This window comes from Enterococcus sp. AZ091, assembly GCF_051714805.1.
In the GTDB taxonomy this organism is placed as follows: Bacteria; Bacillota; Bacilli; order Lactobacillales; family Enterococcaceae; genus Enterococcus_D; species Enterococcus_D gallinarum.
Genome location: NZ_JBIOSO010000002.1, coordinates 454581 through 470265 on the forward strand (window position 1 = coordinate 454581; position 15685 = coordinate 470265).

At 40.4% G+C, this 15685-nt stretch carries 11 protein-coding genes; 6 read left to right on the forward strand and 5 right to left on the reverse strand.

Going from position 1 to position 15685, the window contains the following annotated elements:
* Positions 1–222: 222 nt before the first annotated feature.
* Together IGJ28_RS14605 and IGJ28_RS14610 are read right to left on the reverse strand one after the other, a co-directional pair.
* On the reverse strand, positions 223–1845 hold the full coding sequence (locus IGJ28_RS14605; protein WP_252711511.1) for an amidohydrolase: 1623 nt from the start codon (positions 1843–1845) through the stop codon (positions 223–225).
* 1 nt (position 1846) lies between these two features.
* Positions 1847–2926: an ABC transporter substrate-binding protein gene (locus IGJ28_RS14610; protein WP_252711510.1), complete on the reverse strand. Its 1080-nt coding sequence runs from the start codon at positions 2924–2926 to the stop codon at positions 1847–1849.
* A 228-nt stretch (positions 2927–3154) separates the two neighbouring features.
* Between IGJ28_RS14610 and IGJ28_RS14615 the strand changes: the two genes are divergently transcribed.
* From IGJ28_RS14615 to IGJ28_RS14630, 4 genes are all read left to right on the forward strand, one after another.
* Positions 3155–4123 (forward strand): NADP-dependent oxidoreductase, encoded by a 969-nt coding sequence (locus tag IGJ28_RS14615; protein WP_103301004.1) that lies wholly within the window; start codon positions 3155–3157, stop codon positions 4121–4123.
* A 13-nt stretch (positions 4124–4136) separates the two neighbouring features.
* Positions 4137–4499, forward strand: coding sequence for a TIGR02328 family protein (locus IGJ28_RS14620; RefSeq protein WP_171917231.1), 363 nt, complete (start codon positions 4137–4139; stop codon positions 4497–4499).
* A 172-nt stretch (positions 4500–4671) separates the two neighbouring features.
* Entirely contained in the window at positions 4672–5724 is a 1053-nt protein-coding gene (locus IGJ28_RS14625; RefSeq protein WP_438845464.1) for an LLM class flavin-dependent oxidoreductase, read from the forward strand.
* A complete protein-coding gene (locus IGJ28_RS14630) occupies positions 5724–6401 on the forward strand; it encodes an NADPH-dependent F420 reductase (RefSeq protein WP_438845465.1) in 678 nt (225 codons plus the stop codon). The genes IGJ28_RS14625 and IGJ28_RS14630 overlap by 1 nt, the downstream gene beginning before the upstream one ends.
* Before the next feature lie 29 nt (positions 6402–6430).
* Here the strand turns inward: IGJ28_RS14630 and IGJ28_RS14635 are convergent, their stop codons facing one another.
* Together IGJ28_RS14635 and IGJ28_RS14640 are read right to left on the reverse strand one after the other, a co-directional pair.
* Positions 6431–7210, reverse strand: a complete 780-nt coding sequence (locus tag IGJ28_RS14635; protein ID WP_252711508.1) for a hypothetical protein — start codon at positions 7208–7210, stop codon at positions 6431–6433.
* A gap of 221 nt (positions 7211–7431) precedes the next feature.
* Positions 7432–7860, reverse strand: coding sequence for a helix-turn-helix domain-containing protein (locus IGJ28_RS14640; RefSeq protein WP_252711507.1), 429 nt, complete (start codon positions 7858–7860; stop codon positions 7432–7434).
* 379 nt (positions 7861–8239) lie between these two features.
* Here IGJ28_RS14640 and IGJ28_RS14645 point away from each other — a divergent pair, with 379 nt between their 5' ends.
* Positions 8240–12766, forward strand: a complete 4527-nt coding sequence (locus IGJ28_RS14645) for a Spy0128 family protein (RefSeq protein ID WP_438845466.1) — start codon at positions 8240–8242, stop codon at positions 12764–12766.
* A gap of 297 nt (positions 12767–13063) precedes the next feature.
* On the opposite strand, the gene IGJ28_RS14650 is transcribed toward IGJ28_RS14645, so the two are convergent.
* Positions 13064–13513: a DIP1984 family protein gene (locus IGJ28_RS14650; protein ID WP_002331389.1), complete on the reverse strand. Its 450-nt coding sequence runs from the start codon at positions 13511–13513 to the stop codon at positions 13064–13066.
* Between the two features lie 489 nt (positions 13514–14002).
* Here IGJ28_RS14650 and IGJ28_RS14655 point away from each other — a divergent pair, with 489 nt between their 5' ends.
* A complete protein-coding gene (locus IGJ28_RS14655) occupies positions 14003–15628 on the forward strand; it encodes a peptide ABC transporter substrate-binding protein (RefSeq protein ID WP_170081311.1) in 1626 nt (541 codons plus the stop codon).
* Positions 15629–15685: the final 57 nt, after the last annotated feature.

Here is a 15685-nt window from a genome sequence, read left to right on the forward strand (position 1 = left end):
AGAAATGATCAGAGGGAACAATCAAGAGGAACCAAATTATAGCCTGGCAGTATCCAGAACGAAAAAAGGATGGGGGATTAGGGTGGTGTTGACAAAAAATCCCGAATAATACGGTTGACTAGCGTGAACACAGTCAAGGGTCTTCCATGAATGAGAGCCCTCGGACGAGAGAAGCAAGTCAGCCATTATTCGGGTATTCGAGGGATATGGTCAAAGATCCAATTAGGAATTTTGCTGCGAAGCTTCGTCTTTTTGATAGACAAATGCACCGTTAAAAATGGTTGCAGTGACTTCTACCTCAAGCAGCTCTTTTTCTGAAAGGGAAAGAATATTTTTCGAAAGAATACAAAGATCAGCCAACTGCCCGACTTTGATCGAACCAATGTCTTGTCGACTGAGTGCCCGAGCTGCATCAGCGGTATGAGCAACCAGAGCATCTGCCACATTCATCACTTCAGAGGGCATCAATCCTTCTACTGGAGAGCCGTTTTTTTCTTTTCTAGCCACTGCATAATAGATCGAATCCAATGGAGACACATCGATCACTACTGGGCTGTCGGTTCCAAATGCTACTACAGCATCGTGGGCCAAAAAGGATTGAAAAGGAAACATTTGACTAGCGCGTTGCGGACCTACTTCTTCATCTAACGTTTCATAGCCGACTAATAAATGACTAGGTTGAACAGAAAGAACTAAATTGTCTTGTGCCACTAAAGAAAGATCTGCAGGATCCATGACTTCCAAATGCTCGAGTGTATTATTTTTACCGGCAGAGAGAGGGAAGCGCGCATGACTTTCATAAAAAAAAGACAACGCTTGATGGATCGCTTGGTCACCGATCGTATGGATGCGCATCGGCCAATTTTGCTGGTTTGCTAAGAAAATCAACTGGCGCATTTTTTCAATTGCAATCAGCGGCATACCAATATCACCAGTAAAATAAGGCGTTTCGTACTCCGATTTCAACAAAGCAGTATGGGTACTTGTTACACCATCAAAGAACTGTTTCACACCACCCATTTGGACTTTCTCAGATCGATAGTTTTGATAGATATCAGTTAAATGCTCTATTTCCATACGCATCGCAGGGTAAAAAACCGCCCGTAAAGTCGCTTTTTCGGCAACTTTTTGGTAAAGCTCTGGATAAATCAAGTCGTCCCAGCTTTCGCCAGTCAGGGCAACATCGCCGATTGTAGTAATGCCATAGCGATTGAGCTGCTTCATGTAAGAAAGGTACGTTGAGTAACTGTTGGCTTGAAAAGATTGCAGCACCTCCGCCAAGTAATTAATAGCAACTGCCTCAAGAAAACAACCCGTCAATTCGCCATCTTTCATCAATGCTTCTCCACTGATTCCGGTAGGAACTGAATCGGTTGTGATTTCTAAGGCTTCCATTCCTTTACTGTTTAACCAAATGCTGTGGGCGTCTCCTGAGATCAGCATGACTGGCACTTCGTCACAGTAGTGATCAATCGTTGCTTTTGTGGGATAGACTTGTTGTCCAAAGTCACTGCTGAACCAACCAATCCCAATTTTCCAGCCATGGGTCACAGGAATTTGCGGTACTTGCTGGGCAACTGCTTCTTCAGTTGTTCCAGTGACATGAGTTAAATGCCCTGCATGAAGCAAAGCGGAAAGATAAAAGTGAATATGGGCATCGATAAAGCCAGGAATGATCATTTGGTCATGACAATCAATGATCGTTGTTTCAGCCGGTAAGTTGGTAGGTGTGGCATCCAAAGGACCCACATCCTTGATCCTAGTTCCTTCAATCAAAATAAAACCAGCAAAGGTCGTTTTTCTTTCTGTATCAAAAATGTAGGAAGACTTCAATAGTATATTCATTTTATAATCCCAACTTCCATTCGAGAAAAAGATCGTTGTACTGTTCAACGGCATTTTTTCCTAAGTATTCGTAGTGTTCCATCTGTTGCATTGCTTCCGGCTCTGGATAGAAAGCTTTATTGGAGGTCAATTTAGTCGGTAGCAGTTGCTTCGCGGTCTCACTCGGTGTCGCATAACCGACATACTCAGCGTTTTGAGCGGCGTTTTCAGGACGCAGCATGAAATTGATAAACGCATAAGCTCCTTCAAGATTGCCAACTGTTTTTGGAATCGCAAAGTTATCTGTCCAGATAGCACCGCCATCATCAGGGACGACATAGGTTATAGCAGGATTCTCAGACATGACATACGCTGCATCTCCTGAATAGCCAATGCCGATCGGTGCATCGTTGTTGACCATCAAAGTCTTGATCTCATCAGTGAGGACTGCTTTGACATTGGGGCGTAATGCTTCCAATTTCTCGATGGCTTGTTGAAGGTTTGCTGTATCTAGCTCATTTTGAGAAAGATCTAAAGTCTGCAAAGCCATTCCTAACGTTTCTCTTGCGCCATCAACAACTAGAATATCGTTGGCAAATTCCGGGCGCCATAAATCTGCCCAGCCATGAATGGTGGTGGGATCGATTTGGTCACTATTAACCATGATTCCAATAGTTCCCCAAAAATAAGGAATGGAGTAATGATTGTTTTTGTCAAAGCGCTGATCCATCAGAAAATCAGAAAGATCTTCACTGCCGACGAGTTTATCATGTTCTAAAGGAATCAGCAGCTGCTCCTCAATCATTTTAGGAATCATCGATTCACTGGGGAAAATCAAATCGTACCTGGTACCGCCTTGTTTGACCTTTGTTTCCATTGCTTCATTCGAATCAAATGTATTATAAATCACTGAATAGCCACTTTCAGTTTCGAATTTTTTTATCAGATCGGGGTCAATATATTCTCCCCAATTATAAATAATAACCGTGTTAGCATCATTTGCTGATGCACTTCCTGTTTCATTGGACAGTACAGCTTTGCCAACAAAAAGAATACCTAGGATCGCAATGATCCCGCCAAAAAATACGTGCAATCTTTTCAATTCATCAATTCCTTCTTTCTTATCACATTCTTATTCCTGTAGAATAAATGAAACCTTTTAAAAAGGCAATAAAAAGTTAGTCAGTGAAAAAACTGCTTTTTCTGATAGAAAAGGGAAAGTCGAATCAGTTGTAAAATCAGGGATCATTGCCTAAGCTATGAAAGAGACCTTTCGTTTCTTTAGAAAAATGACGGAAGCTCATTTACATAATCTCAAGGAGTGATTTACATGGAAACACGAGCAGTTGTTATTAATGAATATGGTGGTAAAGAAAAACTAGCAGAAGCGAAAGTTTCACTACCTGAACTCGGTGCGGATCAAGTGTTGGTGAAAGTTGCAGCAACTTCGATCAACCCAATTGACTGGAAATTACGCGAAGGATACTTGAAGCAAATGTTTCCTTGGTCATTTCCGATTATTCTAGGATGGGATGTTGCTGGAGAAATCGTTGAAGTTGGTCAGAAGGTTAAAGACTATCACGTAGGCGATCGGATTTTCGCTCGTCCAGAGACGACACGATTTGGGACCTATGCGGATTATACGATCGTGGATACCAACTTATTGGCACCTCTGCCAGAATCTATTGCCTTCACGGAAGCTGCAGCTGTGCCTCTAGCAGGATTGACTGCATTACAAGCTCTATTTGATCATGGTTCGTTAAAAGCTGGCGAAAAAGTGTTGATTCATGCCGGAGCTGGCGGAGTTGGGACCTACGCCATTCAACTTGCGAAAAATGCCGGCGCCTATGTCATCACGACGGCAAGTCCCCGTAATCATGAACTTGTTAAAAAATTAGGTGCAGATGAAGTGATCGACTACCATACAACGGATTTCGAAGAAGTTCTTACTGACATTGATTTAGTTTTTGATACAATGGGTGGCGAGATCCAAAAGAAAAGCTTCTCCGTTCTAAAAGAGCATGGCCGCTTGATTTCTGTACTGAGTATTGAAGATGAAACATTAGCCGCAACGAAACAAATTGAAGCAAAAGCAATTTGGTTACGTACAAATGGAGAACAGTTAAGCGAATTAGCTAAACTAATGGCTGATGGCAAATTAGTAAGTGTGATTGGCGAAACTTTCCCATTGACTCGTCAAGGTGTCTATGATGCCCATGCATTAAGTGAAACACACCATGCGGTAGGGAAAATCGTGCTCGACAACCAAGAGAATCTGGATAAAAATCAAGCGAAGTAGAGGAAGAGCGGAAATGAGATTGTGGCATGAAGCACTTTTGACTAAATTACCCCGGCAGCAATTGCTGGGACAGCATCGGGAAGTAGCTGCGCTGAGAGGCGCTGGCTGGGGAAAGAAACATGCGACAGTCGATTATGTTTTTGATCATTCTCCATATAAGTTGTATCAATACCATCTACTCGTCATGGCAGAGATGCAGCATCGGGGATACCGTCCAGCAGCAGCATGGTTAGAGCCTACTTATCGCGGTCAAAAGACACCTCCTTATCAGGTGTTAGTGCCGATTGAGCAATCAGTCCCTATTTATCCTGAACATACTGCAATGTATTTAGAGGAGTGTTTAGCTAATTTAAGAAGCAAAGGGATCTATCTCTGATGGCTAATAAAAAAACAAAAAAGTGCGCGTTCTTGTTTGAAGCAAGGACGCGCTTTTACTTTCTAAAACAATTCGTACACATTAGACTTACAAAAAGTAAGCATATCTTTCGCGTTAATAAAAAGAAGTTGTTATAGTGAATGCAGGAAGTATTTGAAAAGAGGGAAATGACATGACAATCAATAACAAACAATTAGAATTTGGGTTAGATACCTTTGGCGATCTTGCCTTTGATGACCAATCCCATCAACGAATCAGTTACAGCCAATCATTGAGAAACATTATTGCAGAAGGAAAGTTGGCCGATGAAGTCGGTGTCGATATCCTCGCATTAGGCGAACACCATCGAGAAGAATACGCAATCTCAAGTCCAGACACCGTGCTAGCTGCGCTGGCAATGGTCACTAAAAGAATCAAATTAGGAACGGGAGTAACTATATTAAGTTCTGATGATCCAGTTCGGGTCTATGAACGATTTGCGACAGTTGATGCCCTTTCAAATGGTCGTGCGCAGATCATGTTAGGAAGAGGGTCATTCACTGAATCTTTTCCACTGTTTGGCTATGATCTGCAAGATTATGAAGAATTATTTGAAGAAAAAGTAGCAATGTTTCACGAACTCCTTAAAGGGGAGCCACTGACCTGGAAAGGCAAATTTACTCAATCTTTGGAGAATGCCGAAGTTTATCCAAAACCCGAAGGAACACTGGATACGTATATTGGTGTGGGAGGAACACCGGAGTCGATTATTCGTGCTGTTCGCTACGGCTTTCCAGTTATGCTGGCAATCATTGGCGGGGAGCCTGCTCGATTTGCCCCCTATGTACAACTTTATCAAAAAGCAGCGCAACAAATGGGCAGACCGATTCTTCCGGTAGGGATGCATTCCCATGGGGTGATTGCGGAGACGGATGAAGAAGCGTACGAAATCGGTTGGCACTATATCAAGAAAAGTATGGATAAAATCGGAGAAGACCGTGGTTGGCCCGAGATGTCGAAAGAACGTTTCGATTTTGAAGTAGAACATGGCTCTTACTATGTAGGCAGTCCTGAGACTGTGGCACAAAAAATTGCGCGAACGATGCCGCAAGTCGGCGTCGAACGGTTTGATCTTGTTTATGGAACCGGTGGACAATTACAAAAAGACCGTCTGCGGACTATCGAACTTTATGGTACAAAAGTAATCCCTAGGGTCAAAGAACTATTGAGATCAGGTGGGAAATAATGGAAAAATCTAGAATTGGCATCTTAGGAGCCGGCAAGTTGGGGTTAGCTTTAGCAAAATTAGGAGCAGAAGCTGGGTATGAGGTCTGGATCGCTAGCAGAAAGCCAGCGGAAAAGAATGCTCTAGCTGTTGAAATCCTTGCTCCAGGTGCAAAGGTGAAGAATGTCTCAGACATCCTGACGGAAATGCCAGTCATTTTATTAGCAATCCCTTTAAGCAACTATCCGTCACTTCCCAAGGAGCAGCTGGCTGGTAAACTTGTGATCGATGCAATGAACTATTGGTGGGAAGTTGATGGAACCAGCAAAACGTATTCGACTGTTGAAGAAACATCTTCAGAAAGGGTCCAAAAATATTTTGACCAAAGCAGAGTTATCAAGGCATTCAACCATATGGGTTATCATGATGTTCAAGACGAAGCACGGCCGGCTGGTTCACCAGCCAGAAAAGCAATGGCAATCGCTGGTAATGATCCGGAATCTATGTCTCAAACGGCCAAAATCGTTGACGACTTTGACTTTGATCCGGTAGTGATCGGTCGTCTAGCCAATGGTCTTATGCTAGAACCTGGCGGTGAACTTTTTGGCGCCAGTGAGACAAAAACAAATTTAAATCATTTAATTGAAACGTTTTATCAGAGTGCTCAAGGCAAACAATTACTCGAACGACAAAATTAAAAAGAACCTCTTTAGCGAAACTCACTTTTTCAGTGAGTAGGGCTAAGAGGTTCTTTTTGTTTCTCAATCTGCTGGATCGCTTTTTCTTGAATACTGTTTGCGATATAGCCAATCTCATTTCGTGTAATAAAGATGTCTGTTGCTTTGAAAGGAACTTTCTGAAAAGGAGGGACGATATTTCCGATAATCAAATCATAGGTTGCTTTGACGGCAGGGATTGAAAAAGAGTCTAACGGATTGAGAATCGTGATTTTCAGGTCGTAGGGGACGAACTGTTTGATTTGTGTTCGGATCATTTCCGTATGGTCGCTATTGGTATCGTAGAACAAGGCGAGATGATAATCTGCATGTTGATCAATGATTTGTTTTGTAAATAGTGGAAAAGAAGTATGGAAAATATAAATCAAATGGTTGATCGTAGCAGGGCGAATCGCCGGTAATTCAGAATGAGTCACTAGCTGAACAATATCTTTGTTGATTGCTTGCTGGACAGGATCGCAGTTGTCAACAAAACGGGCCAGGCGATCATTCAAAATACAATACGGAACATTCAAATTCGTTTCCAGCAAATATTTGAAACTAACAGCATCCAATTTTTCTTGAAAGTCTGTTTCGGTGTAATTGTATTTAAGAAAAATTTGTTTAGTCAATTGATAGAAGATTTTTTTTACTTGTTTATAGATAGCTGGGTCGGCTGTGATATGAGAAGTCAGATAACCCATAACTTTTTCTAAATAAGAGCGTTTGTAGCGAGAGAATTCAGCGAGATCGATTTTTTCTAGAAAATATTCAATTTTATTCGATTGCACTTCCGTGGCAAAAAGCTTCTCTCGTTTACTATGTACATAAATGATAAACGCTATTTTTCATATGTCAGAAAAATACAGCTTTAATGGAGTAACTTCAGCCAAAAGTTGTGCAACCTTTAAAAATTCTTGTTCCTGATTTTTACTGGCATCTCTAAACTCATGTTGGTATTTCTCCAAAAAGAAAACCATGTAAAACTGGCGAATAGTAATTTCATTCCCAGCTATGCGGATAGGTTTTTTTCTATATGAAAATCAAAAGGACGTATGACCGTGTTGATTTTTTTAATTAAACGAATAATTGAGGATTTGCTTAGATTCAATTCAATCGCTAGTGTCTCATAACTGGAAAAGTGGGATGAAAACAGAAGTTCCAAGAGTTTGAAAGCAGAAGAGTCAGCCAAGAAAAAACTATAGACATCCGATCGTGAAGCGAAAGAATGGAATTCCAGACTCACTTGGGAATGATTGTCTATATTTATTTGAAGAAAGGACAGATCGTGATTGATCTCTGTCACATACTTTCTGAACAACGACAAAGACAGGTCAAATTCATCCAGCAAATCAGCAATAAAACAGTGACGGTCATGCAACAAACTTTCAATCAACTGCAATTTTATTTGTGAAGCAGTTGACAATAAACCTCTGAACATAGCTTTCCTCCAATCAGTTATGTATTGATGGTAGCACGTTTTTCCAAATAGTCAAAAATATTTGAAAAATGATTTTTTTTGAACACTTAGTTTATGCCAAATTTGGGAAAATAAAGGTGAGATAACACATGCTTTTTTATTGATACTTGTCTCTGATTTTCTATAAAAAAGGTATGTTATTGAATGAAAAATAGGTTCTGGTCTAGCTATATCAATCGTTATGCTGTCTTCGGAAGAATGAGGGAAGAACGTACAGTACGGTGCCATCATAAATAATTATATTGGTTGGTTCTTTTAGAAAAACTTATATTTTAGAAAAGTAAAAAAATTAAGTTTTTCTAAAAAGTAACAGTTGTTTTTTTAGAAAGGATGAATCACTATGAATAAAAAACTATGTGCATATTTGAGCTTGTTGATTTTGCTAGGTGCGACTTTTTGTACACCGGCAATTGCAGTAGCTGAAATGGTTTCAAATATAGAAGTTGAAAGTCAAACGAGTCAATCGAATTCACCTGCGGCAGACACAAAAACGGAAGAATCAACAACAACTTCAGAAAACACGGAGAGTATTAGTCAAACAGTCGAAGATACCTCAAACAGTCAACCGGAAAAAGCGACCACTACTACTACGACTGAAACGTCCACTTCAGAGTTGAATCAAAATACAATACAGCCAAGAGCACCCACGGAGGATTCAGAGACTGAATCTACCGAACAAGCAGCCACTCCAAATGCTGTTAATCCAGATTTAAATGCTCGAGGAATTCAACTATTTGATAATGTACGAATTACAGATATGAATGATCAACCTTTTGATCAAAACAATCCTCCTTATTATAACGACAATATTAAGATTCACTTTGACTGGTCATTATCTGATCAGGAGGAAATCAAAAACGGTGATTATTATATTTATCAGCTACCAAGCTATTTTGCTGTTCACAATGAGGTGTCAGGCACATTACAGCGTTCAGGTGGAGGATCATTAGGAGACTTTTATCTAAATGCAAATGGAGAATTAAAGATTGTTTTCAATGAAAACGCAGAGAATCTATCAGGTAGAAGTGGGACAATCAATCTTGAAACCGAATTGAAAGTGTCAACAATCACAGAAGATGTTGTCATCGAAACTGGTATTTATGACCGTGATGGCAATGAGATCCTGATTACTTTACCAATCTATCAAATCGATATTACGAAGAGTGGGAAAGTAAGTACTAGTGGCTCAATTGTTTGGGAGATCGTATATAATACGGAAAGCAAGGAACTGGAAAACGTCGTTGTGACAGATAAACTACCAAGCGGATTGGCATATTCTCATTCTTATGGTTACCTTTATGATGGAGACGCTTGGGTTAGAACTAGCGACTTGTATACTTATAACTCAACGACTGGAACTTTTACATTCAATCAAAAAATCGATAAGCCAGTCAAAATTGAAATTTATAGTGTTGTCAATGATCCAACGATTAACTCCTTCAAAAATGTTGCTCAAATCACTGGAGATAATTTCCATGAAAAATCAGTTGAAGCAACAGTCAGCTATGATGAATCTGCGGAATATAAGCGATTTTTAGGTTATGATCAGTCAACTGGTCGTGCTTCTTGGGAGGTTTCTTTAGATCTTAGCAAAGACGGTTCAATTCTCACTGATAAAACGTATTCTGGATCACTTTCAGAAAATGCATTGCATTATTTAGTAGCCGATTCTGTAGTGGTCAGAAACAAAAATGATAACAGTATTGTGACAGATTGGCACTTTGATGAAGCAGGAGAAATAAAAAAAGATAATCAGCTTGTTCAATTTCAACTTGTGTTTGCTCATGCTGGACAATATGTGATTCGTTATGAGACACAACTCTTTGATCCAGTACTGGCGAATACTAGAATTACTAACTATATAACTATCAAAGATGATACGACAACTTCTCATAATGGGTCGGGAACAGTGACCCCAACAAGCAAAATTGGTGTGACAAAAACAGCACCATCAAAAAGTTATCAGGATCAAACGATTCAATGGCAGATTGAGATAAATCAGCAATATGTAGAAGTGGAAAATATGGTCATCACAGATCGCTATCGAGAAATTAGCGGGACAAATATTAGTGGATTAGAATTGATTGAAGACTCTCTTGTTTTAACTGCAACTAGCCAGTCAGGAGAAGTTAAAGAATTGACTTCAAGCGACTTTGATTTATCGAAGCAGCGTGAAACCACTTCTGGAGAAAATCCAATTGAGTACGAATCTGGTTTTCAAATTAAACTAAAAGGAAACTATGCAAAGACAGCAGACAAAATTACGGTCAGATTCAAAACGACTTTTGATATGACGACACAGATCGCTTTAGGAAGTGCCAAAACACGTTTTAGTAATTCTGCTTTTGTCGATTATGAAATTGACGGTAACTCTTATAGGGAAGCCGCTCAAGCAAATTCATGGATGGACACTACTTGGACCTTAAACGCGCTAAAAGCAGGGCTTTTCATTCCAAAAGGAGGAGATGTAAAAGCATACTTGCAAGCAGCTTTTAACCGTAATTTCCCAAATATCTTTTCAGAAGATGTTGCTACAAGTGATCAAATCTATTGGATGGGATTATTTAATACGTATAAAGCGACACTTCATGAAGGAACCAAGATTGTCGATCAATTACAAGATGGTCAAACGTTTAAAGAAGCAGTAGTTTATACAGTTGACGTATCCGGAACAGGAAACCAAGTAAGATCTCTGAAGGAAGAATTGAGCTCAGCTGATTATCGCTTGACGTATGATCCAGTGACAAAACAAGTGACAGTAGAACTGTTGAAAGACACTTCAGAAACGATTGCTGTCTTCATTGCTGTCGAAGCAGCTACAGATGTTTACAAGTACAATAATATGATCTCTTTGACAGATGGTACAACGGATTTAACTGCTGAAGCGCAAGTTGAGAAATCCGCAAAAGGAAACTGGTTAACAAAAAATGGCACTCAAAATGTTGACAATAATCGACTGTTGGATTGGGAAGTGCTGGTTAACCAAGATAGTCGAACGATCAAGAATGCTGTGATTGAAGATACGATCAATTATAATCAACAGACTTTCTTGTACGATGAGACAGGAAAAGTCCTTGTTGATGTGTATAAAGCCGTCAAAGACGGAGATCAATGGATAAAAGGTGAGAAAGTTATTTTCAATAATCAAGACAATCCAAATGTAACAACGAATGGTATTGATGGAACATTCACATTACGTATTGCTTTTGAGGATGTCATTGACAGTCCATACTTCATCGTTTATCAAACGAAACTTGATCCTGGCATTCGAAATAATGAAGTTGTTTCAAATGATGTGTCTCTTTACGGAAGTCAGACGGAAATCCATCAAGTAACAAAAGACGTAATCGTCAAATCTACCAACGGTAGCGGTACTTCAACGGGAACAAATGGCTCGTTGACAATCAAGAAATATGACAGAGAAGGGGATAAGGAAGCTGGGATCAACAAAGAGGCACATTTCCAACTCAGTCGTAAAAATGCCGAAGGAAACTACGAAGTTGTTTTCTCCGAACTTGTTGTCAGAAATAATAAGTTGATTCAAGGAACTAGCGAATTTGACCGCTTAGATGGGCTACGATATGGAGATTATAAAATCCAAGAAACGAAAGCACCAGATGGATATGAGCGGGATGAAAAAGAATATACGTTTACGATCTCGAGCGAGGAAGTCGATTATGTCTTTGAACTAGCTAATACAAGGGAAATTATCGAAACTAGCCTAGCTTTAACGGCTATGAAAGCTTTGGAAGGCCGACAGATCGAAGACGGGGAATTCACTTTTGTTTTGGCAGATGAAGAAAATAAAATCCTTCAAGAAAAGACGAAAAAGGAAAATAATATTCTTTTTGATGAGATTACTTATCAAAAAGAAGGAACCTATCGATATAAAATTTATGAAGTACAAGGACATGACGCTACGATTAGCTATGATGATTCAATCACCAATGTTACAGTAGAGGTGAAAAATAACGACGGACAGTTAGAAGCAACAGCCACCTATGAAGGCAACGCCGTCTTCACGAACACTTACACGCCAAAAGCTGGCAGTGTAGTGTTGGAAGCTGAGAAAGTCTTGACTGGCCGTTCACTAGTCGCAGGAGAATTTACTTTTGAATTAGTCGATCAAGAGGGACAAGTGATTCAAAGTCAAACCAACGACGGCACAGGGAAAGTTTACTTCGATGCGATTCCATACGAAGAGGCTGGTGACTACAACTATACGATCCGGGAAAAAACCGGTGACGACAGTACGATTGATTATGACACTACTAAAGTGCCAGTGACTGTAAGTGTGAAAGACAATGAAGGACAATTGGAAGCAACAGCCACCTATGAAAGCAATGCCGTCTTCACGAACACTTACACACCAAAAGCCGGCAGTGTAGTGTTGGAAGCTGAGAAAGTCTTGACTGGCCGTTCACTAGTCGCAGGAGAATTTACCTTTGAATTAGTCGATCAAGAGGGACAAGTGATTCAAAGTCAAACCAACGATGGAAACGGAAAAATTTACTTTGATGCGATTCCGTACGACAAAGCCGGTGAGTACAACTATACGATCCGGGAAAAAGTCGGACAAGACAGTACAATCACTTATGATGACGCAGAGATTCCAGTGACCGTAAATGTCGAAGATCAAAACGGAACATTGGAAGCGAAAGCAGATTATGGTAGCGAGCCAACCTTTACTAACCGCTACACGCCAGAAAAAGCTCCTGATCCAGCAAAAAATCAGAATACAAAAACACCGACGAAGAAAAACGAACTGCCAAAAACCGGTGAAACGTATCAAGTCAGCTGGATGTTAGTAGGCTTGTTACTAGTAGGCATTGTAGTAGTGGTATATCGCAGACAGAAAAGAAAGTAACTAGCTAAACGAACAAAGATTCCTTGATCTGGTTTCCTATGTTGGAAACGGATCAGGGGGTCTTTTTCTTTTGAAAGAGGTCTTGTTGAACAAAAAACCTCTGTTTACCTTTTGCGTAACAAAAGATAAACAGAGGCACCCACCTTGTCAAACCAGCACGTGGTCGTTAATTGAAAAATATAAGTTGTACGCTTGTAACTGAACAGCAGTCATTAAACTGGTCTCTGCCAGACCCCATTGGTGTACATATAAGCCTGTACCTGCTTTGTGCTCGCTTTTGACTCCCACCCAGCTGTTTTATAAATCAACAAGCCAATTTGTTTGTTGAATCTGCCCGTCTAATTCACGTAAAGCTTTTGCGGTTTGATTCAAACGGTCGGTGATTTGCTTGGTATCGATCGTTCGGATCATACGAATCTCATTACGTCCCATCCGTGGAGCAACCTTGGCTGCTTCCAATGTTGCCGTTAGCATCGCATGCGAACGCCTTAAAGCTTCCCGTTTCTCTAATGCAGCAGCAATCGTTTCTTGTTCACCGATTTTGGCGACCGCATTTCGCTGATTGATTGCAATGACCAACTGGGCAAATTCTTGGTTTGTTGTTTCATAATCCAGCAGTAAGTCGTCGATGCTGCGGTCTAACGTATCGCCTTCTTGGATCACGGCACTACTGGCAATCTCTTCTCGTAACAGAGTGAGTTTGGATTCAAGATCTCTTCGTAGTAATAATGCTTCAGCAAGTTTCATTGATTTCATCCTTTCGAGCAAGGTTTCTTTTCTTTATCCTAGAAAAAAAACACTAAGCTGGCAAGTATTTGCCCTCCAAAAAGTTTCGAAGCCATTATTGAAAAGATTGAAAATTCTAAAAACTGTTTGACTTGAAAAACGAGGAATAGTATACTTTTATCAATTCAGTAGAATATAGGACATCGATGAGAAGAGTAGCTTTGATGACTGTTTAAAGAGAACCCGGGTTGGTGAGAAAGGGGACAGAACGCTAAGTGAAGATGAGCTCAGAGTCTTTTAACTGGTTTACGCTGGTTAGACGGAACGCAGCCGTTATCCTGCCGAGTATGCATACGTACTGATGAGGTGTTATTGTAAAAATGACACGAAAAAGGGTGGTAACACGAAGTCTTCGTCCCTTTGTTGATCAATGATGATCAGCAAAGGGACGAGGATTTTTTTATTTAATCAAGCTTGCAACTCGCAAGTGAAAAGGAAAGAGGAGAGTAAATGAAAAAGGGTTTGGTTGTTGTAGGGATTTTAAGTTTTTTGTTAGCAGGATGTAGCACGACTGGATCGTCCGCAAAGGGGACAGATCCAGAAGTTCAAGAGATTTCAGTCAGCTTACCGGCAGAGTTGACAACATTAGATACGACGCAAACAACGGATAAAGTTACGTTTACCGTTATCCAGCATCTTTTTGAAGGGTTGTATCGTTTTGATGAAAAGAGTCAGCCAGTTCCCGGTTTGGCGGAGGAAGCAGTCATCAGTGAAGATGGCAAGACATATACCTTTAAACTAAAGGAAGAAGCCAAATGGAGTGATGGGCAGCAAGTGCAAGCAGCAGATTTTGCTTATGCTTGGAAGAAACTGGTCGATCCTAAAACCATGGGGCCTAATGCGTATCTTTTAGACAATGTCGTCAACAGTCAAGATATTCGCGAAGGGAAAGCAGACATTGCGACGATTGGCTTAGAAACACCGGATGAAAAGACCTTTGTCGTCCATTTGGAACAGCCGCAACCTTCTTTTTTATCGGTGGTGTCGATTGGCTGGTTAGCGCCTCAAAGACAGTCTTATGTTGAAGAAAAAGGGACGGCATATGGGAAAACAAGTGAAGACTTGCTCTATACGGGACCTTTCATTCTGAAAGACTGGCAACAGACCGGTGCAGAATGGACGCTTGCCAAAAATCCTGAGTATTACGATCAAGCGGTAGTTAAGTTGGATAAAATCAAAGGTTCCACGATCAAAGAGGAGAATACTGGAATCCAGTTGTTTGAAAGCGGGGAGTTGGATCTGCAAAAAATCAGCGGACTCTATGTGCAACAGTACCAAAATAATGACTCATTAGTCACTCAAAAGGATATTGCCAACTATTTTTTAGATTTTAATAAACAGGCAAATAAACCATTGGCAAATGTCCACCTTCGTAAAGCCATCGCTTTGGCGATTGACAAAGAGAGTCTCGTGAATGATGTGTTGAACGATGGAGCAAGCGTATTGAATGGCCTTATTCCCAGTGGGCTTTATGCCAATCCGAATACCAATGAAGATTTTCGCACTTATAGCGGGGACTACAATGAATACGATAGTAACAAAGCACAAGCAGAATGGAGCCAAGCACAATCAGCTATCGGTGACAAAATTGAACTGACTTTATTGGTAACAGATGATGATCACGGACAAAAAATCGGTGAATATCTGCAAAATCAGCTTCAAGATCATTTGCCTGGTTTGACGATTACAATCAATAAACAACCACGAACGAATTTGAATCAATCACGAGCAGATGGTCAATATGAGTTGTCGATTTCTGGTTGGATTGCTGGCAGCAGTGACTTGGACTCTTATTTCAATTTATATAAAAAAGGTTCTTCTTACAATTACGGTGGATATGTCAACGAGGACTATACGGCATTGACAGAAAACGCACGTACCGTGGATGCCAATGATCCAGATAAAGTATTTGAAGATTACAAATCAGCAGAATCAATTCTGTTAGCAGAAGATGCAGCTCAAGTTCCTCTATATCAGAGTGCATCAAATTATTTGATCAGGTCAACGATCAAAGATATCCAATTTCCCGCATACGGTGCCTATTTTTATTTCCGTACGGCATCTGTAGAGAAGTAAGCAAAAAACGCAGCCCTAAGCTTGCTTGGGCTGCGTTTTTGTGAGCTGCACTTAATA